Annotated in this window: 2 protein-coding genes (1 of these 2 running past the window's edge); both read left to right on the top strand. The window is 69.9% G+C overall.

Annotated elements, in window-relative coordinates; translation table 11 throughout:
- Positions 1-13,104, top strand: a complete 13,104-nt coding sequence (ofaB, locus tag ABCR88_RS11700; RefSeq protein ID WP_350404579.1) for an orfamide A non-ribosomal peptide synthetase OfaB — start codon at positions 1-3, stop codon at positions 13,102-13,104.
- Positions 13,101-24,464: the 5' portion of an orfamide A non-ribosomal peptide synthetase OfaC gene (gene ofaC, locus ABCR88_RS11705; RefSeq protein WP_350404581.1), read on the top strand. 3,339 nt of this gene lie beyond the right edge of the window; the window shows 11,364 of its 14,703 coding nt (coding positions 1-11,364); it begins with the start codon at positions 13,101-13,103; the stop codon falls past the right edge of the window. The genes ofaB and ofaC overlap by 4 nt, the downstream gene beginning before the upstream one ends.

Raw genomic sequence — 24,464 nt, forward strand, 5'->3', positions numbered from 1 at the left:
ATGCAGTTCAGCGAATTGATGGCAGTGCTTTCGACCCTGGCGATCCGTCTTCAACGGGAACAGGAGGACCTGCTCGTCCAGGGCGATGACGAGGCGCTGGACGACGGGCTCTGGGACAGCCTGGTGCAGCACAAGGCCCGGCTCCTGGAACTGCTCGACGGCCAGGGCGGCAGCTGGCTGAGCCCGGCTTTCAGGATCACCCCGGACATGCTGCCCCTGGTGCAGCTGGACCCGCCCGCCATCGAGCGTATCGTCGCCGCAGTGCCCGGTGGCGCCGCCAACGTGCAGGACATCTACCCCCTGGCGCCGCTGCAGGAAGGCATGCTCTATCACCATTTGTCCGCCGCCCAGGGCGACCCCTATGTGCTGCAGGCGCGCTTCGCCTTTGCCAGTGCCGAGCGACGGCAAGCCTTCGCCGAAGCCTTGCAATGGGTCATCGAGCGCCACGACATCCTGCGTACCGCCATCGCCTGGGAAAGCCTGGATGAGCCGTTGCAGGTGGTCTGGCGCCAGGCGCCGCTGGTGATCGAGGCCGTGGCGCTGGACCCGGCCGACGGCGATGTGCTCGGCCAGTTGCAGGCCCGCTACGACTCCCGGCACTTTCGCCTGGACCTGCGTCAGGCGCCGCTGCTGCGCCTGGTGCACGCCGAGGACCCGGCCAACCAGCGCCAGGTGGCGCTGCTGCTGTTCCATCACCTGGCCCTGGACCACTCCGCGCTGGACCTGGTACGCCAGGAAATCCACGCCCGCCTGCAAGGGCACAGCGAGCGCCTGCCGGCCCCGGTACCGTTTCGCAACCATCTGGCCCAGGCCCTGGCAAGCCGCAGCGAGGCGGCCCACGAACGCTTCTTTTGCGAGATGCTCGGCGATATCGACGAGCCGACCCTGCCGTGCGGCCTGGGGGATGTGCAGGGCGCCGGGCGGGTGATCGAAGAGGCCCGGCTGACCCTGGACCGCGAGCTCAGCCAGCGCCTGCGGGCCCAGGCCCGGCAGCTGGGGGTGAGCAGCGCCAGCCTGATGCACCTGGCCCTGGCCCGGGTGCTGGGCCAGCTGTCGGGGCGCGAAACGGTGGTGTTCGGCACCGTGCTGCTGGGCCGCATGGAGGCCGGCGAAGGCGGCGAGCGGGCCCTGGGCATGTTCATCAACACCTTGCCGCTGCGGGTGGATGTCGGCGCCCAGGGCGTGCGCGCCGGGGTCCTGGCCACCCATCAGCGGCTCAGTGCCTTGCTCGCCCATGAGCATGCGTCCCTGGCCCTGGCCCAGCGCTGCAGCGGGGTCAGTGCGCCGACGCCGCTGTTCAGCGCCATGCTCAACTACCGCCACAGCCACGCCGCCGATGGCGCCCAGGTGCAGGAGGTGGCCGCGGGCATCCAGGTGCTGGGCGCCGAAGAACGCACCAACTACCCGCTGACCATCAACATCGATGACCTGGGAGAGGATTTTTGCATCACCGCCCTGGTGGATCGGCAACTGGGCGCCGAGCGCATCGCCGGCTACCTGCTGACCGCCCTGGAGAGCCTGGCCCTGGCCTTGCAGAGCACTCCGCAGGCACCGCTGTACAGCCTGGAGATGCTCCCGGCCAGCGAGCGCCGCTACCTGTTGCAGGGCCTGAACACGCCGCTGGGGCACTACCCGGACAGCCCGCTGATCCACCAGCAGGTGGAAGCCCAGGCCCGGGTCCAGCCCGAGGCCCCGGCGCTGCTGTTCGGCGAGCTGCGGTTGAGCTACGGCGAGCTCAACCGGCGCGCCAACCAGGTGGCCCACCGTTTGCTGGCGCTGAGCGTACGCCCGGACCAGCGTGTGGCGATCTGTGTCGAGCGCGGCGTGGAAATGATCGTCGGCCTGCTGGGCATCCTCAAGGCCGGCGGTGCCTACGTGCCCATCGACCCGGCCTACCCCCGCGAGCGCATCGCCTACACCCTGCAGGACAGCGACCCGGTGGCGCTGCTGGTGCAGGCCGGCACCCAGTCCCTGGTGGCCGACCTGCGGGTGCCGCTGATCGACCTCGACAGCCGCACCCTGGCCCATGAAGCCCAGGACGACCCCGAAGTGCCGGGGCTGACCCCGGCCCACCTGGCCTATGTGATCTACACCTCGGGCTCCACCGGCCTGCCCAAGGGGGTGATGGTGGAGCACCGCAACGTGGCCCGGCTGTTCAGCGCCACCCGCGACTGGTTCGACTTCAACTGGCGGGACGTGTGGGCGCTGTTCCACTCCTTCGCCTTCGATTTCTCGGTGTGGGAGATCTGGGGGGCGCTGGTGCATGGCGGCCAGTTGCTGGTGGTGCCCCAGGCCGTCAGCCGTTCGCCGGATGACTGCTACCGGCTGCTCTGCGAAGCCCGGGTGAGCATCCTCAACCAGACCCCCAGCGCCTTCCGTTCGCTGATCGCGGCCCAGGACCAGAGCCCCCTCAAGCACTCCCTGCGCCAGGTGATCTTCGGCGGCGAGGCCCTGGAACCGGGGATGCTCAAGCCCTGGTATGCCCACCTGGAAAACGTCGGCACCCAGCTGGTGAACATGTATGGCATCACCGAAACCACGGTGCACGTGACCTATCGCCCGTTGCAGGCGGCGGACGCCCAGCTGGTGGGCAGCAGCCCCATCGGCCGGCGCATTCCCGACCTGCAACTGTATGTGCTCGATGCCCACCGCGAGCCGCTGCCCAGCGGCGTGGAGGGTGAGTTGTATGTGGGCGGCGCCGGGGTTGCCCGGGGCTACCTCAACCGCGATCAGCTGACCGCCGAGCGCTTTATCGCCGACCCCTTCAGCCACGAGCCGGGGGCGCGGCTGTACAAGACCGGCGACCTGGCGCGCTGGCGCAGCGACGGCAGCCTGGAGTACCTGGGGCGCAACGATGACCAGGTGAAGATCCGCGGCTTTCGCATCGAGCTGGGGGAGATCGAGGCCCGCCTGGCGGCCTGCGACGGGGTGCGCGAAGCGGTAGTGATCGCCCGGGAAGACACCCCGGGGGACAAGCGCCTGGTGGCCTATGTGATCCCCCGGCTGGGGGCCGCTGCCAGCGCCGCGCAACTGCGCGAGCAACTGCAACAGAGCCTGGCCGAGCACATGCTGCCCAGCGCCTTCGTGACGTTGCAGGCCTGGCCCCTGACCCCCAACGGCAAGCTCGACCGCAAGGCCCTGCCGGCGCCGGACAGCCAGGCCCTGGCCCGGCGTGAATATGCAGCGCCCCAGGGCGAGGTGGAACAGGCCATCGCGACGATCTGGCAAGAGCTGCTGGGCTTGCCGCAGGTCGGGCGCCAGGACAACTTCTTCGAGCTGGGCGGGCACTCGCTGCTGGCGGTCAAGCTGATGGAGCGCATGCGCCAGGTGGACCTGTGCGCCGATGTGCGGGTGCTGTTCGGCCAGCCGACCCTGGCCGCCCTGGCGGCGACCGTGGGCGGGCAGCGCGAGGTGCAGGTGCCGGCCAACCGCATCGCCGCCGATTGCCACCAAATTACCCCGGACCTGCTGCCCCTGGCGGACCTCGATCAGGCCGCCATCGACCGGCTGCTGGCGCGGGTGCCCGGCGGCGCCGCCAACGTCCAGGATATCTATGCCCTGGCGCCCTTGCAGGCGGGGATCCTCTATCACCACCTGAGCAGCGCCGAGGGCGATCCCTATGTGCTCCAGGTGCAGTTCGAATTTGCCGGCGAAGACGCCCTGCAAACCTTCACCCTGGCCTTGCAGCAGGTCATCGCGCGCCACGACATCCTGCGCAGCAGCATGGCCTGGGAAGGCCTGGAACAGCCGGTGCAGGTGGTCTGGCGCCAGGCGCCCCTGGACATTCAGGTGGTCGAGGCGGACCCGGCCCAGGGCCCGGTGCTGGAGCAACTGCAGGCGCGTTTCGACCCCCGTCACTACCGCCTGGACCTGAGCCGGGCGCCGCTGCTGCAACTGGCCTGCGCCGCGGACCCGGGGCAGCAGCGCTGGCTGGGCCTGCTGTTGTTCCACCACCTGGCCCTGGACCACAGCTCCCTGGAGGTGTTGGTGGAGGAGATCAGCGCGGTGCTGCAGGGGACCGCCGGGCAGTTGCCGGCGCCGGCACCGTACCGCAACTATGTGGCCCAGGCGCGCCTGGGCCATGGCGAGGAGCAGCACCAGGCGTTCTTCCGCGAGATGCTGGCGGACATCGACGAGCCGACCCTGGCCTTCGGCCTGCAGGACGTGCAGCGCGACGGCAGCGGCATCCGGGAACGTCAACGGCGCCTCGACCCGGCGCTGTGCCGGCGCCTGCGAGAGCAGGCGCGGCACCTGGGAGTGAGCCTGGCCAGCCTGCTGCACCTGGCCTGGGGCCGGGTGCTGGGGCAACTGGCGGGTCGCGATGACGTGGTGTTCGGCACCGTGCTGCTGGGAAGGATGCAGGGCGGCGCCGGTGCCGACCGGGCCCTGGGCATGTTCATCAACACCTTGCCGTTGCGGGTCAGTGTCGGGGAACAGGGTGTGGCCGAGGCCTTGCGCGCCACCCACGCCCGGCTGGCCCGATTGCTGGGCCACGAGCACGCCTCCCTGGCCCTGGCCCAGCGCTGCAGCGGCGTGCCGGCATCGCTGCCCCTGTTCAACAGCCTGCTCAACTACCGTCACAGCGCTGCCGACACCGCGCAGCAGGGGCCGGCGAGCTGGGAGGGGATCCGCGTGCTCGACTCCCGGGAGCGCAGCAATTACCCCCTGGCGCTGAATATCGACGATGACGCCCAGGGCCTGCGCCTGACCGTGCAGGCCGTGGCGCAGGTGGACGGCGATCGGGTCTGTGGCTACCTGCAGTGCGTGCTGGAACACCTCGCCCAGGCTTTGGAGCAGACCCCGGCCCTGGCCCTGGAGGACATCCCGGTACTGCCGGCGGCCGAGCGCCGCCAGGTATTGCTGGAGTTCAATGCCAGCGCCCGCGACTACCAGCGCCAGCACACCGTGCACCGGCTGTTCGAGGCACAGGCCCAGGCCCACCCGCAGCGGGTGGCGGCGGTCGAAGGCCAGGCGCAGCTCAGCTACGGCGAGCTCAATACCCGGGCCAACCAGTTGGCCTGGCACCTGCTGGAGCTCGGGCTGCAGCCCGGCGACCGGGTGGCGATCCTGCTGCCCCGGTCCCTGGACCTGCTGGTGAGCCAACTGGCCGTCTGCAAATGCGCCGCGGCCTATGTGCCCCTGGATATCAACGCCCCGGCCCAGCGCCAGGCCTTCATGGTGCAAGACAGCGCCAGCGTGCTGCTGCTCAGCCGCAGCGACCAGGTGCTTGCGTGCCCGGCCAGAAGGGTCGACCTGGACCGCCTGCAACTGGCGCCATTGCCCGGGCACAACCCGGACCTGGCGCAGTCGTCCGAGGCCGTGGCCTACATCATGTACACCTCCGGCTCCACCGGCGTGCCCAAGGGCGTGCGGGTGCCGCACCGGGCCATCAACCGCCTGGTGCTCAACAACGGCTATGCCGACTTCAACCCCGAGGACCGGGTGGCCTTCGCCTCCAACCCAGCCTTCGACGCCAGCACCATGGATGTCTGGGGCGCCTTGCTCAATGGCGGCCGGGTGCTGGTGATCGATCACTACACCCTGCTGGAACCTGCGCGTTTCGGCCGGGCCCTGAGCACGGCCGGGGCCACGGTGCTGTTTGTCACCACGGCGCTGTTCAACCAGTACGTGCAACTGATTCCCGAGGCCCTCAAGGGCCTGCGGATTCTCCTCTGCGGCGGCGAGCGTGCCGACCCGGCGGCCTTTCGCCGCCTGCTGGCGCTGGCGCCGCGGCTGCGCCTGGTGCACTGCTACGGCCCCACCGAAACCACCACTTACGCCACCACCCATGAAGTCACCGCCCTGGCCGATGACGCCGAGCACGTGCCCATCGGCCGGCCGATCGGCAACACCCGGGTGTATGTCCTGGACGCCCAGCAGCGGCCGCTGCCCATCGGTGCCCCGGGGGAGATCGTGATCGGCGGCGACGGCGTGGCCCTGGGTTATCTCAACCGCCCCGAACTCAACGCCGAGAAATTTATCCGCGACCCTTTCAGCGAACAGCCCGAGGCCTTGCTGTACCGCACTGGGGACATTGGCCGCTGGTTGGGCAACGGCCTGCTCGAATGCCTGGGGCGCAACGACGATCAGGTGAAGATCCGTGGCCTGCGCATCGAGCTGGGGGAAATCGAGGCGCGCCTCACTGCCTGCGCCGGGGTCAAGGAGGCCGTGGTCCTGGCCCGGGAAGACGAGCCCGGGGACAAGCGCCTGGTGGCCTACTACACCCTGCAGGCGGACGCCGCGCCGCTGCCGGCCGAAGCCCTGCGCGCAGCCTTGCAGCAGCAACTGCCGGACTACATGGTGCCCCTGGCCTACGTGCAGTTGCAGGCCTTGCCCCTGACCAACAACGGCAAGCTGGACCGCAAGGCGCTGCCGGCGCCGGCCCCGTCGGCCCTGCTCAGCCGTGAATTCGTCGCGCCCCGGGGCGAGGTGGAAATCGCCCTGGCGCGGATCTGGAGCGAGCTGCTCAAGGTGGAGCAGGTGGGGCGCCACGACCACTTCTTCGAACTGGGCGGGCACTCGCTGCTGGCGGTGAGCCTGATCGAGCGCATGCGCCAGATCGGCCTGAGCGCCGATGTGCGGGTGCTGTTCAGCCAGCCGACCCTGGCCGCCCTGGCCGATGCCGTGGGCAGCGGCCGGGAAGTGCAGGTGCCGGCCAACCTCATCAGCGCTGATTGCCCGCGCATCACCCCGGACCTGCTGCCCCTGGTGGAACTGGACCAGGAGGCCATCGACCGAGTGCTGGCCAGCGTGCCGGGCGGTGTGGCCAATGTGCAGGACATCTACCCCCTGGCGCCGTTGCAGGAGGGCATTCTCTATCACCACCTGAGCGCCGGGCAGGGCGATCCCTACCTGCTGCAATCGCGCCTGGCCTTCGACAGCCTGGAGCGCCTGCAGCGTTTCGCCGGTGCCCTGCAGCAGGTCATCACGCGCCACGACATCCTGCGCACCGCGGTGCTCTGGGAAGGCCTGCCGCAACCGCTGCAAGTGGTCTGGCGCCATGCCGAGCTCCGGGTCGAGGAACAGCATCTGGACCCGGCCGGGGGCGACCTGCTGGCGCAGTTGCAGCAGCGCTTCGACGCCCGTCACTGGCGCCTGGACCTGGCCCAGGCGCCGCTGATCCGCCTGGTCTATGCGCGAGAGCCCGGGCAGCAGCGGGTGCCGGCGATCCTGCTGTTCCACCACCTGGCCCTGGATCATACCGCCATGGAGGTGATCGGCGAGGAAATGCGCGACCTGCTGTTCGACCGCGCGCAGCACCTGGGCACACCGGTGCCGTACCGCAACTATGTGGCTCAGGCACGCCTGGGTGCCGGGCAGGCGGAACACGAGGCGTTCTTTCGCGACATGCTCGGGGACATCGACGAGCCGACTCTGGCCTTCGGTGTAGAGGACGTACAGGGTGACGGCCTGGGTATCGAAGAGGCCGAGCTGGCGCTGCCCGAGGCCCTGAGCCGGCGCCTGCGGCAACAAGCGCGGCACCTGGGGGTGAGCGCCGCGGCCCTGATGCACCTGGCTTGGGGCCTGGTGCTGGGGCAGTTGGCCAACCGTCGCCAGGTGGTGTTCGGCACCGTGCTGATGGGCCGCATGCAGGGCGGCGCGGGCGCCGACCGCGCCCTGGGGGTGTTCATCAATACCCTGCCGCTGCGGGTCGATGTGCAGGGCAGCGTGCGTGCCGCGGTCAAGGCCACCCACGCCCGGCTCAGCGCCTTGCTCGGCCATGAGCACGCCTCTCTGGCCCTGGCCCAGCGCTGCAGCGCGGTGGCGGCTGGCGCGCCGCTGTTCAACGCCTTGCTCAACTACCGCCACAGCGTGCCGAACACGGCGGCGCCGGACGGCCTGGATATCTGGCAGGGCGTCGAACTGCTGGGGGGCGAGGAGCGCAGCAACTACCCCCTGAGCCTCAGCGTCGATGACCTGGGCGAAGGCTTCAGCCTGGCGCTGCTGGCCCAGGCCGGAATCGGTGCGCAGCGTGTCGGCGCTTATATGCAAGGTGCCCTGGAGCAACTGGCCCAGGCCCTGGAACACAACCCGCAGGCGGCCCTCGAACAGTGCTCGGTGCTGCCGCCACAAGAGCGCGAGCAACTGCTGGAGGGCTGCAATGCCAGCACCGCCGACTACCCCCGCGGGCAGACCCTGCACGGGCTGTTCGAGGCGCGAGCGGCAGAGGCTCCCGACGCCGTGGCGCTGGTGCAGGGGCCGTTGCGCCTGAGCTACCGCCAGCTCAACCAGCAGGCCAATCAGCTGGCCCGGCAACTGCTGGAGTTGGGCGTGCACCCAGACGATCGCGTGGCCCTGTGCCTGCAACGCGGGCCGCACTTGTTGCGGGGCATGCTGGCGGTCCTCAAGGCCGGGGCGGCCTATGTGCCCATCGACCCGAGCCTGCCGGCCGAACGCATCGCCTACCTGCTGCAGGACAGCGCGCCGCTGGCGGTGCTGGTACAAAGCGCCACCTGCGAGCTGCCGGGCAGCCTTGCGGTGGTGTCGATCGATCTCGATGGGGTTGCCTGGCAGGAGGCCGAGCAGGGCAACCCGCTGCTGCCGCACCTGACCCCGGCGCACCTGGCCTATGTGATCTACACCTCCGGTTCCACTGGCCTGCCCAAGGGCGTGATGGTGGAACACCAGAGCCTGGAAAACCTGGTGCACTGGCACTGCGCGAGTTTCGACCTGGGCCCGGGGCGGCATAGCTCCAGCGTCGCCGGCCTGGGCTTCGACGCCATGGCCTGGGAGGTCTGGTCGACCCTGTGCAGCGGCGCGACCCTGCACCTGCCGCCCGCCGAAGTGGGTAGCCAGGATATCGAAGCGCTGCTGCACTGGTGGCGCGCCCAGCCCCTGGATGTCAGCTTCCTGCCGACCCCGGTGGCCGAATACGCCTTCAGCCAGGGGCTCGGCCACCCCACACTGGACACCTTGCTGATCGGTGGCGACCGCCTGCGCCAGTTCGCCGCCGACCCGGGTTTTGCAGTGATCAACAACTACGGCCCCACCGAAGCCACGGTGGTGGCCAGCTCCGGGCGGATCGAGGCCGGTGGCGCCCTGCATATCGGCCGGCCCGTGGCCAATGCGCGGCTCTACCTGCTGGACGAACTGCAGCGCCCGGTGCCCCAGGGGGTCAGTGGCGAGCTGTATGTGGCCGGCGCCGGGGTGGCCCGGGGTTACCTCAATCGCCCGCAAATGACCGCTGAACGCTTTCTCAACGACCCCTTCAGCGCCGAGCCCGAGGCACGCATGTACCGCACCGGTGACCTGGCCCGCTGGCGCGCGGACGGCAACCTCGACTACCTGGGGCGCAACGACGACCAGGTGAAGGTGCGCGGCATGCGCATCGAACCTGGGGAAATCGAGGCGGCGCTGCTCACCCATCCGGCCCTCAAGGAAGCCCTGGTGCTGGTCCGCGAGGGGCGCCTGCTGGCCTATTTCACTTCCCGTACCGAGGGCGTGCAAGCCGCCGCCGAAGACCTGCGCGACCACCTGCAAGGCCGGCTGCCGGACTACATGCTGCCGGTGGCCTATGTGCGCCTGCCGGCCATGCCCCTGACCGCCAACGGCAAGCTCGACCGCAAGGCCCTGCCACCGCCGGGGGAAGAGGCCTGGCTGAACCGGGAATTCGTGGCCCCCGAAGGCGAGGTGGAACAGGCCCTGGCGCGGATCTGGAGCGAGGTGCTGCAGGTGGAGGCGGTGGGGCGCCATGATCACTTCTTCGAACTGGGCGGGCATTCGCTGCTGGCGGTGAGCCTGATCGAACGCATGCGCCAGATCGGCCTGGACGCCGACGTGCGGGTGCTGTTCGGCCAGCCGACCCTGGCTGCGCTGGCGGCTGCGGTGGGCAGTGGCCGCGAGGTCGCGGTCCCGGCCAACCGGATCACCGCGGATTGCCCGCGCATCACCCCGGACCTGCTGCCGCTGGTGGAACTGGAGCAGGAAGCCATCGACCGAGTGGTGGCCAGCGTGCCCGGCGGCGTGGCCAACGTGCAGGACATCTACCCCCTGGCGCCGTTGCAGGAGGGCATCCTCTATCACCACCTGAGTGCCCGGCAGGGCGACCCCTACCTGCTGCAATCGCAGCTGGCCTTCGCCAGTCGGCAACGCCTGGATGATTTCGCCGCAGCCCTGCAGCGGGTGGTCGAGCGCCACGACATCCTGCGCACCGCGGTGCTCTGGGAAGGCCTGAAGCAGCCGCTGCAAGTGGTCTGGCGCCAGGCACGGGTGCAGGTGCAAGAGGTGCAAGCGAACCCCGCCCAGGGCGAGGTCCTGGAGCAACTGCAGGCGCGCTTCGATGCCCGGCACCTGCGCCTGGACCTGACCCGGGCGCCGCTGATGCGCCTGGTGTATGCCCAAGACCCGGCCCGCCAGCGCATCGTCGCCATCCTGCTGTTCCATCACATGGCCCTGGACCACACCGCCCTGGAGGTGGTGCGCGAGGAAATCCAGGCCTGCCTGCTGGGGCAGTCGCCCGCGGGCACGGCGATTCCCTATCGCAACTACGTGGCCCAGGCGCGCCTGGGTGTGAGCCGTGAAGAGCACGAGGCATTCTTTCGCGAGATGCTCGGCGATATCGATGAGCCGACCCTGCCGTTCGGCCTGCAGGACGTGCAGGGCGATGGCGATGCCATCGAAGAGCGCCAGCAGGCCCTGGAGCCGTCACTGAGTGCGCGCCTGCGAACCCAGGCCCGGTTGCTGGGGGTGAGTGCGGCGAGCCTGTTCCACCTGGCCTGGGCCCGGGTCCTGAGCGTCACCTCGGGCCAGGACCGGGTGGTGTTCGGCACCGTGCTGCTGGGGCGCCTGAGCGCCGGGCAGGGCGCCGACCGGGCCCTGGGCATGTTCATCAACACCTTGCCGCTGCGGGTCGACCTGGATGCGCGTGGCAGCCGTGCCGCGGTCAAGGACACCCACGCCCGGCTCAGTGCCCTGCTGGGTCATGAACACGCCTCCCTGGCCCTGGCCCAGCGTTGCAGCGGGGTGGCCGCGCCGCTGCCGCTGTTCAGTGCCATGCTCAACTACCGCCACGGCAGCGACGGGGTGCCGAGCCAGGCCGTGCAACAGGCCTGGCAGGGCATCGAGACCCTGCACAGCGAGGAGCGCACCAACTACCCCCTGAGCCTCAACGTCGACGACCTGGGCCAGGGGTTCCGTCTCACCGCCATGACCCTGGCGCGGATCGGTGCCGAGCGTATCTGCGGCTACATGCAGCAGGCCCTGCTGGCCCTGGTGGAGAACCTGGAGACGGCGCCGCAGCGGCCCCTGCGCGAGGTGCCGATCCTGCCGCCGCAGGAGCGTCAGCACCTGCTGCAAGGGTTCAACGCCACGGCCGTGGATTACCCCCTGGAGCAGACCCTGCACGGGCTGTTCGAGGCCCAGGTACGGCGCAGCCCCGAGGCCACTGCGGTGCAGGCCGGCGAGCAGCAGCTGAGCTACGGCGAACTCAACCGGCGCGCCAACCAGCTGGCCGGGCACCTGCTGCACCTGGGCGTCGGCCCCGACAGCCGGGTGGCGATCTGTGTCGAGCGCGGGCTGGAAATGGTGGTCGGCCTGCTGGCGATCCTCAAGGCCGGCGGCGCCTATGTGCCCATCGACCCGGGCTACCCCGCCGAACGCATCGCCTACATGCTCGACGACAGCGCGCCCCTGGCGGTGCTGGCCCAGGGCACGACCCGGGCATTGCTCGGCGAACTGGCGCGGCCCCTGGTGGACCTCGACCAGCTGGCCTGGAGCGGGCCGGCGCCGGGCAATCCGCAAGTAGAGGGGCTGACCCCGGGGCACCTGGCCTATGTGATCTACACCTCCGGTTCCACCGGCCAGCCCAAGGGCGCGATGAACGAGCACCGGGCCGTGGTCAACCGCCTGTTGTGGATGCAGGCGCAGTACCGCCTTGTCACCGAGGACGCGGTGTTGCAGAAGACCCCGTTCAGTTTCGACGTCTCGGTCTGGGAGTTCTTCTGGCCGCTGTTCACCGGCGCGCGCCTGGTGATGGCGCGCCCCGGTGGGCACAAGGACCCGGCCTACCTGCGCCAGGTGATCCGTGATGAACGCATCAGCACCTTGCACTTCGTGCCCTCGATGCTCGATGTGTTCCTGGCCCAGGGCGAGGGCGCCGAGGACCTGGGCCTGCGCCAGGTGATGTGCAGCGGCGAGGCGCTGCCGGGCAGCCTGGTGCGGCGCTTCAAGCAGCAACTGCCACAGGTGGCATTGCACAACCTCTACGGCCCCACGGAGGCCGCGGTGGACGTGACTGCCTGGGATTGCAGCGGCCCGCTGGCCGATACCCCGGACCACACGCCCATCGGCAAGCCCATCGCCAATACCTGCATCTACCTGCTGGACGCGCAGATGCAGCCGGTGCCCCTGGGGGTGGTGGGCGAGCTGTACATCGGCGGGGTGCAGGTGGCCCGGGGTTACCTGAACCGCGAGCAGTTGAGCGCCGAACGTTTCCTCAAGGACCCGTTCAGCCAGGAACCGGGGGCGCGCCTGTACCGCACCGGCGACCTCGGGCGCTATCAGGCCGACGGCACTATCGAATACCTGGGGCGCAACGACGACCAGGTGAAGATCCGCGGCCTGCGCATCGAACTGGGGGAAATCCAGGCGCGCCTGACCCAGCTGGAGGAGGTCAAGGAGGCGGTGGTACTGGCCCGCGAGGATGTGCCCGGCGACCAGCGCCTGGTGGCCTACTACACCACCCACGACAGCGCCCGGCGCCTGCCCGTCGAGCACCTGCGCACGCAACTGCTGCAGCACCTGCCGGAGTTCATGGTGCCGGCGCTGTTCGTGCACCTGGCGGCGCTGCCCCTGAGCGCCAACGGCAAGCTGGCGCGCAAGGAACTGCCGGCCCCGGGGCTGGAGGCGGCCCAGGTGCGCGAGTACGAGGCCCCGGTGGGCGACACCGAAATCGCCCTGGCGCGGCTGTGGGCCGAACTGCTCAATGTCGAGCGGGTGGGGCGTCACGATCATTTCTTTGAACTGGGTGGGCACTCACTGCTGGCGGTCAGCCTGATCAGCCGCATGCGTGAGCTAGGTATGGAAGCCGATGTCCGGGCGTTGTTCGAACAGCCGACCCTGGCGGCCTACGCGGCCATGACCGAACGAATGGAGATCGTCCTGTGAGCGTGATCGAACTGTTGGCGACACTGAAGGAAAAGGATGTGCAACTGGTGCTCAAGGACGACCAGCTGGTGGTCCAGGGCAACAAGCAGGCCCTGAGCGAACCGCAGCTACTGGCCCGCTTGCGCGAGCACAAGCCGGAGCTGATCGAGCTGATCCGCGCCGGCCAGTATTCGCCGAGCAAGGCCGGGCAGGTGCAGGTGCCGGCCAATGGCATCACCCCTGGCATCAGCCGCATCACCCCGGCGATGCTGCCCCTGGCCAACCTCGACCAGGAGGCCATCGAGCGCATTGTCGCCAGCGTTCCGGGCGGGGTCGCCAACGTGCAAGACATCTATCCCCTGGCGCCCCTGCAGGAGGGCATTCTCTACCATCACGTCAGTGCGCAGCAGGGCGACCCCTATGTGATGCAGGCGCAGTTCGCCTTCGCCAGCGAGGAACGCCTGGAAGCCTTTGCCGAGGCCCTGCGCGGGGTCATTGCGCGGCACGACATCCTGCGCACCGCGGTGCTCTGGGATGGCCTGGAGCAGCCGATGCAGGTGGTCTGGCGCGAGGCCGGGCTGGAGCTGCAAGAGGTCGAGACCGACCCTGCGGCCGGTGAGGTTCTGGCCCAGTTGCAGGCGCGTTTCGACGCCCGCCACTATCGCCTGGACGTCAGCCAGGCGCCGCTGTTGCGCCTGGTGCATGCCCGGGATGACGCCGGGCAGCGCATCGTCGCCATGCTGCTGTTTCACCACATGGCTCTGGACCACAGCGCCCTGGATGTGGTGCGCCACGAGATGCAGGCCTTCCTTACCGGGCAGGCCGAGCGCCTGGGGCCGGCCATGCCGTTTCGCAACTACGTGGCCCAGGCGCGGCTGGGCATCAGCGAACAGGAGCACGAAGCGTTCTTCCGCCAGATGCTCGGCGATATCGACGAGCCGACCCTGCCTTACGGCCTGCAGGATGTGCAGGGCGATGGCCGGGCCATCGAGGAATACACCCAGGCCCTGCCAACCGAGTTGAGCCAGCGCCTGCGGACCCGGGCCCGGCTGGCCGGGGTCAGCGCGGCCAGCCTGTTCCACCTGGCCTGGGGCCGGGTGCTGGGCACCCTGGCGGGCAAGCACAAGGTGGTGTTCGGCACTGTGCTGATGGGCCGCTTGCAAGGCGCCGAAGCCACCGAGCGGGCCCTGGGGATCTTCATCAACACCTTGCCGTTTCGCCTTGATGTGGACAGCCAGGGCCTGGGCGAGGCCCTCAAGGCCACCCATGCCCGGCTCACCACCTTGCTGCGCCACGAACACGCGGCCCTGGCCCTGGCCCAGCGTTGCAGCGGCGTGAGCGCACCGACCCCGCTGTTCAGCGCCTTGCTCAACTACCGGCACAGTGCTACCGGGGCCAGTGCCGCGGCCCAGGCCGCCTGGGCCGGGATCAGCACCCTGAGCTCCGAGGAACGCACCAACTACCCCCTGACCCTGAGCGTCGACGACCTCGGGCAGGATTTCAGCCTGACCCTGCTGGCCAGCACCCAGGTCGACCCGCGGCGCATCCTCGGCTACCTGCTGTGCACCCTTAAGAACCTGGCCCAGGCCCTGGAGCAGACGCCGCAACTGGCCCTGGAGCAGTTGCCGATCCTGCCGGTGGCGGAGCGCGAGCAGGTGCTGGAAGGCTTTAACCGCAGCGCGGTGGACTACCCCCCGGGGCAGGCTATCCATGGCCGCATCGAGGCCCAGGCGCAGCGCACCCCAGACGCCCTGGCGGCCTGCTACCAGGGCCGCTCGCTGAGCTATGCCGAGCTCAACCAACAGGCCAATGTCCTGGCCCGGCAACTGCGCGGGCTGGGGGTGCAGCCCGATGACCGGGTGGCCATCGTTGCCCGGCGCAGCCTGGAAACGGTGGTGGGCCTATTGGCGATTCTCAAGGCCGGGGCCTGCTATGTGCCCATCGACCCGGCCCACCCGGCCGAGCGTCTGAACTACCTGCTCCAGGACAGCGGCCCGCGGGCGGTGCTGACCCAGGCCGAGCTGCTGGGGCGCCTGCCGGCCCTGACGGTGCCGGTGATCGAACTCAACCAGCGGTTGTGGCTCGATCAGACGGCGGACAATGCCCAGGTGCCGGGGCTGAGCGCGGCCAACCTGGCCTATGTGATCTACACCTCCGGCTCCACCGGCCTGCCCAAGGGGGTGATGGTGGAGCACCGGACCCTGGGCAACCTGGTGGACTGGCACTGCCAGGCCTTCGACCTGCGTCCCGGTAGCCAGGCCTCGTGCCTGGCCGGCTTCGGTTTCGATGCCATGGCCTGGGAGGTCTGGCCGGCGCTGTGTGTGGGCGCGACCCTGCACCTGGCACCGGCCCAGGACGGCAGCGAGGACCTGGATGCCTTGCTCGCCTGGTGGCGTGCCCAGCCCCTGGACGTGAGCTTCCTGCCGACCCCGGTGGCCGAGTACGCCTTCAGCCAGGAGCAGGGCCACCCGAGCCTGCGCACCCTGCTGATCGGCGGCGACCGCCTGCGCCAGTTCAGCCACGACCAGGGCTTTGCCCTGATCAACAACTACGGCCCCACCGAAGCCACGGTGGTGGCCAGTTCCGGGCCGATCCACGCCGGTGGCGAGCTGGACATCGGCCGGCCGGTGGCCAACGCGCGCATTTACCTGCTGGATTCCCAGCAGCGCCCGGTGCCCATCGGCGTCGCCGGTGAGCTGTATGTGGGCGGCGCCGGGGTAGCCCGGGGGTACCTCAACCGCCCGCAATTGACCGCCGAACGCTTTCTCGACGATCCCTTCAGCGACCAGCCTGGGGCGCGCATGTACCGCAGCGGCGACCTGGCGCGCTGGCTGGCGGACGGGCGCATCGACTACCTGGGGCGCAACGACGATCAGGTGAAGATCCGCGGCGTGCGTATCGAGCTGGGGGAAATCGAGACCCGTCTCTGCCAGTTCCCCGGTATCCAGGAAGCCGTGCTGCTGGCCCGCGAGGATCAGCCGGGCAACCCGCGGCTGGTGGCCTATTTCACCCAGCAGCAGGACGTCGCCCTGGACGTGGCGCAGTTGCGCGCCCACCTGCTGGCGCAGTTGCCTGACTACATGGTGCCGGTGGCTTATGTACGGCTCGACGCCTTGCCCCTGACCGCCAACGGCAAGCTCGACCGCAAGGCCCTGCCGGCGCCGGATCAGGCGGCGCTGTTTGGCCGTGAATACCAGGCCCCGCAAGGCGTCACCGAAACCACCCTGGCCGCGATCTGGCAGGAGGTGCTGCACCTGCCGCGGGTCGGGCGCCACGATCACTTCTTCGAACTGGGCGGCCATTCGCTGCTGGCCATGCGCATGGTGTCCCAGGTACGCCAGCGCCTGGGGGTGGAACTGGCCCTGGGCGAGCTGTTCGCCAATGCCGAGCTGAGCGCGGTGGCCGCGGTGCTGGAGCGCGCCGGGCGCAGCCATCTGCCGGAGATCTTCCCGGCGGTGCAGGATCACGACCTGCCGCTGTCCTTCGCCCAGCAGCGCCTGTGGTTTCTGGCGCAGATGGACGGTGCCGCCAGCGCCTACAACATTCCCATCGGCCTGGGCCTGCGCGGGCAGCTCGATCGCTCGGCGCTGCGCCAGGCGCTGCAGGCCATCGTCAGCCGCCACGCCACCTTGCGCAGCCGTTTCGTGCGCGTCGAAGACCAGCCCCAGGTGCTGATCGGGCCCCTGGACAGCGCTCTGGAACTGCACGAGGAAGACCTGCGCCAGGCGCCGCTGACCCTGGCCGGGCGGGTGCGTGCCGAAGCCGCCCAGGCCTTCGACCTGGAGCAGGGGCCGGTGATCCGCGCGCGCCTGCTGGCCCTGGCGGACGATCACCATGTGCTGCTCCTGACCCTGCACCACATCGTTGCCGATGGTTGGTCCATGGGCGTGCTGACCCGCGAGCTGGTGGCCCTGTACGAGGCCTTCAGCCAGGGCCGGCCCGATCCCTTGGCGCCGCTGGCGGTGCAGTACAGCGACTTTGCCCTGTGGCAACGGCGCTGGCTCAGCGGCGAGGTGCTGCAGCAGCAGAGCGACTACTGGCGCCAGGCCCTGGCCGGCGCGCCCAGCCTGCTGATGCTGCCCACCGACCGGCCGCGGCCGCAGCAGCAGGATTTCAGCGGTGGCAGCATCGAGCTGCTGCTGGACCGGGCCCTGAGCGACCAGCTCAAGGCCCTGAGCCAGCGCCATGGCTGTACCCTCTACATGACCCTGCTGGCCGGCTGGGGGCTGCTGCTGAGCCGCCTTTCGGGGCAGGACGATCTGCTGATCGGCAGCCCGGTGGCCAACCGCATGCGCGCCGAGGTGGAAGGGCTGATCGGGCTCTTCGTCAACACCCTGGCCCTGCGCCTGGACCTGGACCCGGGGCAGAGCGTGAGCGGGTTGCTGGCCCAGGTCCGCGCCCGCAGCCTGGAGGCCCAGGCGCACCAGGACCTGCCGTTCGAGCAGGTGGTGGAAATCGTCCGGCCCCAGCGCAGCCTGTCCCACAGCCCGCTGTTCCAGGTGGTGCTGACCTGGGTCGACAACTTCGCCCAGGACCTGCAACTGGGGGACCTGAAGCTCGAAGGTGTGGCCGGGGCCAGCGCGGTGGCCAAGTTCGACCTGACCCTGAGCCTGGGAGAAAGCCAGGGGCAGATCCGCGGAACCCTGGACTACGCCACCGCGCTGTTCGATGAGGCCACGGTGCAGCGCTATGCCGCCTACCTGGTGCAGGTGCTGCGGGCCATGGTGGCCGACGATCAGCAATGCCTGGCCCAGGTGCAGTGGCTGGATGAGACCGAGCGCCGGCAACTGCTGGAGGATTTCAACGCCAGCGCCGTGGACTACCCACGGGGCCGGACCCTGGCCCAGCGCTTCGAGGCCTTTGCCGCTCGGCAGCCCGAGGCCACGGCCCTGCAGGTGGGCGCGCAGCGCCTGAGCTATGGCCAGTTGAATGCCCGGGCCAACCAACTGGCCTGGCACTTGCGGGCGCTGGGGGTGGGCCCGGATCAGCGGGTGGCGATCTGCGTCGAGCGCGGGCCGGGGATGGTGATCGGCCTGCTGGGGATTCTCAAGGCCGGTGGCGCCTATGTGCCCATCGACCCGGGGCACCCCGCGGAACGCATCGCCTACCTGCTGCAGGACAGCGCACCGCTGGCGCTGCTGGTGCAGGGCAGCACCCGGGCCCTGGTGGGCCAACCGGCCATGGCCCGAGTGGACCTCGACCAGCCCGAGTGGCAGGCCCGGCCCGAGAGCAACCTGCAGGTACCGGGCATGAGCTGCGCGCACCTGGCCTATGTGATCTACACCTCCGGTTCCACCGGCCTGCCCAAGGGCGTGATGGTGGAGCATGCCAGCCTGGAAAACCTGCTGGACTGGCATTGCCAGGCCTTCGACCTGGGGCCGGGGCGACATGCCTCCAGCGTCGCCGGTTTCGGCTTCGACGCCATGGCCTGGGAGCTCTGGCCGACGCTCTGCGGCGGCGCCACCCTGCACCTGCCGCCGGCCGGTATCGGCCACCAGGACCTCGACCAACTGCTGCACTGGTGGCAGGCCCAGCCCCTGGACCTGAGCTTTTTGCCGACCCCGGTGGCCGAATACGCCTTCAGCCAGGGCCTGGGCCACCCGACCTTGCGCACCCTGCTGATCGGCGGCGACCGCCTGCGCCAGTTCAGCCAGGAGCCGAGCTTTGCCGTGGTCAACAACTACGGCCCCACCGAAACCACGGTGGTGGCCAGCTCCGGGCGGCTGCTGGCCGGCGGGCCCCTGGACATCGGCCGGCCCATCGCCAATGCACGGATCTACCTGCTGGACCCGCAGCAGCGGCCGGTGCCCATCGGCGTCGCCGGTGAGCTGTATGTGGGCGGCGCCGGGGTGGCCCGGGGTTACCTCAACCGCCCGGAGCTGACGGCCGAACGCTTTCTTGAAGACCCCTTCAGCACCGTGCCGGGCGCACGCATGTACCGCAGCGGCGACCTGGCGCGCTGGCGGGCGGACGGGCGCATCGACTACCTGGGGCGCAACGACGACCAGGTGAAGGTGCGTGGCGTGCGCATCGAGCTGGGGGAGATCGAGACCTGCCTCAACCGCCTTCCGGGCATCCGCGAGGCGGTGCTGCTGGCCCGCGAAGACCAGCCGGGGCAGACCCGGCTGGTGGCCTATTTCAGTGCAACCCCCGGCGCCGAGCCGAGCCCGGCCGAGCTGCGCAGGCGCCTGCTGGAGCAACTGCCGGAGTACATGGTGCCGGCGGCCTATGTGCACCTCGCTGCCTTGCCCCTGACCGCCAACGGCAAGCTCGACCGCCGGGCGTTGCCGCAACCGCCGCTGGAGGCGCTGCTGGGCCGGGACTATGTGGCCCCCGAGGGCGACAGCGAGATCGCCCTGGCGCAGATCTGGAGCGAGCTGCTGCAGGTCGAGCGGGTAGGGCGCCACGATCACTTCTTCGAACTGGGCGGCCATTCGCTGCTGGCCATGCGCATGCTGTCCCAGGTGCGGCAGCGCCTGGGGGTGGAGCTGGCCCTGGGCGAGCTGTTCGCCAATGCCGAACTGTGCGCCGTGGCTGCGGCCCTGGCCCGGGCCGAGCGCAGCAGCCTGCCGGACCTGCTGCCGGCGCCGCGCAACCAGCCGCTGGCGCTGTCCTTCGCCCAGCAGCGCCTGTGGTTCCTGGCGCAGATGGAAGGGGCCAACACCGCCTACAACATTCCCATCGGCCTGCGCCTGCGCGGGCCACTGGACGGCGCGGCCCTGCAGCAGGCCCTGGAGCGCATCGTCGCGCGCCATGAAACCTTGCGCAGCCGCTTTGCCCAGTACGGTGACGAAGCCCAGGTGCTGATCGCCCCGGCCGAATCCGGGCTGGAGCTGCTGCTGGAAAACCTGCGGGGCCACCCCCAGGCCAGCGACGCCTTGCAGGCCCTGGTGCAGGGCGAGGCCTCGGCGCCGTTCGACCTGCAACGCGGGCCGCTGATCCGCGGGCGCCTGGTCAGCCTGGCGGACGACCACCATGTGCTGTTGCTGACCCTGCACCATATCGTCAGCGACGGCTGGTCCATGGGCGTGCTGACCCGGGAACTGGTGGCGCTGTACCAGGCCTTCAGCCGTGGCCTGCCCGACCCCCTGGCGCCCCTGGCGGTGCAGTACAGCGACTTTGCCCACTGGCAGCGGCACTGGCTCAGTGGCGCGGTGCTGGAGCAGCAGGCGCAGTACTGGCGCCAGGCCCTGGAGGGGGCGCCGCCGTTGCTCATGCTGCCCACCGACCGGCCAAGGCCGGCCCAGCAGGACTACGCCGGCAGCAGCGTCGAGGTGCGCCTGGATGCGCAATTGACCGCCGGCCTGCGGGCCCTGAGCCAGCGCCACGGCACCACCTTGTACATGACCCTGATGGGCGCCTGGGCGCTGCTGCTGGGGCGGCTCTCGGGGCAGTCCGAGGTGGTGATCGGCACCCCGGTGGCCAACCGCATGCGCGCCGAGGTGGAAGGGTTGATCGGGCTGTTCGTCAACACCCTGGCCCTGCGCCTGGACCTGGAGGCGGCGCCCCGGGTCCAGGCGCTGCTGGCCCAGGTCCGCGCCCGCACCCTGGAGGCCCAGGCTCACCAGCACCTGCCGTTCGAGCAGGTGGTGGAGATCCTGCGGCCGTTGCGCAGCCTGTCCCACAGCCCGCTGTTCCAGACCCTGTTCACCTGGCAGAACGGCGACGGCCCGCAGCTGGAGCTGGGGGACCTGCAACTGGAGGGCATCCACGAGGCCAGCCACTTCGCCAAGTTCGACCTGTCCCTGAGCCTGGGGGAGGTGCAGGACCGCATCGAAGGCAGCCTGGAATACGCCACGGCGCTGTTCGATGAAACCACCATGCTGCGGTATGCAGGCTACCTGCAGCGGGTGCTGCAGGCCATGGTGGCCGATGAACAGATGCTGCTGGCACAGGTGCCGTTGCTGGATGCCGCCGAGCGCGAACAGCTGCTGCACGGCTTCAATGCCACCGCCCGCGACTACCCCCTGGAACAGACCCTGCACGGGCTGTTCGAGACCCAGGTGCTGCGCAGCCCCGAGGCCATCGCCGTGCAGGCCGGCGAGCAGCAGTTGAGCTACCGCGAGCTCAACCAGCAGGCCAACCAGCTGGCCGGGCACCTGCTGCACCTGGGCGTCGGCCCCTACAGCCGGGTGGCGATCTGCGTCGAGCGCGGGTTGCCCATGGTGGTGGGCCTGCTGGGCATCCTCAAGGCCGGCGGCGCCTACGTGCCCATCGACCCGGCGTACCCCGCCGAACGCATCGCCTACATGCTCGACGACAGCGCGCCCCTGGCGGTGCTGGCCGATAGCGCGACCCGGCCGCTGCTGGGCAACCTGGCGCTGCCCCTGGTGGATCTCGACCAGCCGCAATGGCACCGCCAGCCCCGGGTCAACCCGCGGCTCAACGGCCTGACCCCGAGCCACCTGGCCTATGTGATCTATACCTCCGGTTCCACCGGCCGGCCCAAGGGCGCGATGAACGAGCACCGGGCCGTGGTCAACCGCCTGCTGTGGATGCAGGAGCAGTACCGTCTCACGGCCGAGGACGCGGTATTGCAGAAGACCCCGTTCAGTTTCGACGTCTCGGTCTGGGAGTTTTTCTGGCCGCTGTTCACCGGCGCACGGCTGGTGATGGCGCGCCCCGATGGGCACAAGGACCCGGCCTACCTGCGCCAGGTGATCCGTGATGAACGCATCAGCACCTTGCACTTCGTGCCCTCGATGCTCGATGTATTCCTGGCCTATGGCGACACCCGCGAATGCGCCGGCCTGCGCCAGGTGATGTGCAGCGGCGAGGCGCTGCCGGGCAGCCTGGTGCGGCGCTTCAAGCAGCAGTTGCCGCAGGTGGCGCTGCACAACCTCTACGGCCCCACGGAAGCGGCGGTGGATGTCACCGCCTGGGATTGCGCCGGCCCACTGGCACAGACCCCGGACAACACCCCCATCGGCAAGCCCATCGCCAATACCCGCATCTACCTGCTGGACGGGCAGATGCAGCCGGTGCCCCGGGGCGTGGTGGGCGAGCTGTACATCGGTGGGGTGCAGGTGGCCCGGGGTTACCTGAACCGCGAACAACTGAGCGCCGAACGCTTCCTCAAGGACCCGTTCAGCCAGGAACCGGGGGCGCGCCTGTACCGCACCGGCGACCTGGCCCGCTACCTGGCCGACGGCACTATCGAGTACCTGGGGCGCAACGACGACCAGGTGAAGATCCGTGGCCTGCGCATCGAGCTGGGGGAAATCCAGGCGCGCCTGACCCAGCTCGAAGGGGTCAAGGAAGCGGTGGTGCTGGCCCGGGAAGATGTGCCGGGCGACCAGCGCCTGGTGGCCTACTACACCACCGTTGCCGGGCAGCCGGCCCTGGCGGTGGAGCAACTGCGCCGGGCGCTGCTGGAACACCTGCCGGAGTTCATGGTGCCGGCGCTGTTCGTGCACCTGGCGGCGCTGCCCCTGAGCCCCAATGGCAAGCTGGAACGCAAGGCCCTGCCGGCCCCGGGGCTGGAGGCGGCCCAGGTGCGCGAATACGAGGCCCCGGTGGGCGACACCGAGATCCTCCTGGCGCAACTCTGGGCCGAACTGCTCAAGGTCGAGCGGGTGGGGCGCCACGACCACTTCTTCGAACTGGGCGGCCATTCGCTGCTGGCGGTGAGCCTGATCGGCCGCATGCGTCGGGCCGGGCTCTCGGCGGATGTGCGGGTGCTGTTCGGCCAGCCGACCCTGGCGGCCCTGGCCGCTGCCGTGGGCCGCGGTCGCGAGGTGCAGGTACCGGCCAACCTGATCTACCGCGACTGCCCGCGCATCACCCCGGACCTGCTGCCGCTGCTGGCCCTGGATCAGGCCGCCATCGACCGGGTGGTGGCCACGGTGCCCGGCGGTACCGCCAATGTGCAGGACATTTACCCGCTGGCGCCGTTGCAGGCCGGCATCCTGTTCCACCATCTGGCGGCTGGAGCGGGTGACCCCTACGTGTTGCAGGCGCAGTTCGCCTTTGCCAGCACCGAGCGCTTGCAGGCCTTCGCCCAGGCCTTGCAGGGGGTGATCGAACGCAATGACATCCTGCGCAGCGCGGTGCTCTGGGAAGGCCTGGAGCAGCCGCTGCAAGTGGTCTGGCGCCAGGCGCCGCTGTGCTGCGAAGAGATCGCCCTGGAGCCTGGCGACGGCGAGGTGCTGGGCCAGTTGCAGGCGCGCTTCGACAGTCGTCGCTACCGCCTGGACATCGCCCAGGCGCCGCTGCTGCGCCTGGTGCATGCCGCCGACCCGGTGAACCAGCGAGTGGTGGCCCTGCTGCTGTTCCATCACCTGGTGATGGACCACGTGGCCCTGGAGGTGCTGCAGCACGAACTGCAAGCCTTCCTCCTGGGCCAGCAGCGCCTGGGGGAAGCGGTGCCGTACCGCAACTACGTGGCCCAGGCACGCCTGGGCATCGGCGAGGCCGAGCATGAGGCGTTCTTTTGCCAGATGCTCGGCGATATCGACCAGCCGACCCTGCCGCTGGGCCTGCAGGAGGTACCGGGAGGCAGCGCCGAACTCAGCGAAGCGCGCCAGCCCCTGGACCGCCTGCTGAGCCGGCGCCTGCGCTTGCAGGCGCGGCAACTGGGGGTCAGTGCCGCAAGCCTGATGCACCTGGCCTGGGGCCGGGTGCTGGGCAGCCTGGCGGGGCAGCAGCAGGTGGTGTTCGGCACCGTGCTGCTGGGGCGGATGCAGGGCGGCGAGGGCGCCGAACGGGCCCTGGGAGTGTTTATCAACACCTTGCCGCTGCGGGTCGATCTGGGCGAGTTGCCGGTGCGCGAGGCCCTGTTGGCCACCCATGAGCGGCTGGCGCAGCTGCTTGGCCACGAACAGGCGCCGCTGGCCCTGGTCCAGCGTTGCAGTGGGGTGGAGCCGGGTACACCGTTGTTCAGCAGCCTGCTCAACTACCGCCACAGTGCCCCGGCGGCAAACCAGGCGGGGCAGGCCGGCAGTGCCTGGGAGGGCATGCAGTTGCTCAATGCCCAGGAGCGCAGCAACTACCCGCTGACCCTGAGCATCGACGACCTGGGGGACGGCTTCATGCTCACCGCCGTGGCCGCCGGGATCGACGCCCGGCGCATCTGCGACTACCTGCACGGCACCCTGGAACAGCTGCTGCTGGCCCTGGAGCAGCAACCGGAACAGGCCATCGGCCAGGTGCCGGTGCTGCCGCAGGCCGAGCGCCGACAGGTACTGGAGGGCTTCAACGCCACGGTGCGCGACTACCCGCGCGAGCAGGCCCTGCACCAGTGTTTCGAGGAGCAGGTGCTGGCCCGGCCGCAGCAGGTGGCGGCGGTGCAGGGCGCCGAACAGCTCAGCTATATCCAGCTCAACACCCGGGCCAACCAGCTGGCCCAGCATCTGCTGCAACTGGGGGTGCAGCCCGGGGAT

The organism is Pseudomonas sp. W17, from assembly GCF_040268305.1.
Lineage (GTDB): Bacteria > Pseudomonadota > Gammaproteobacteria > Pseudomonadales > Pseudomonadaceae > Aquipseudomonas > Aquipseudomonas protegens.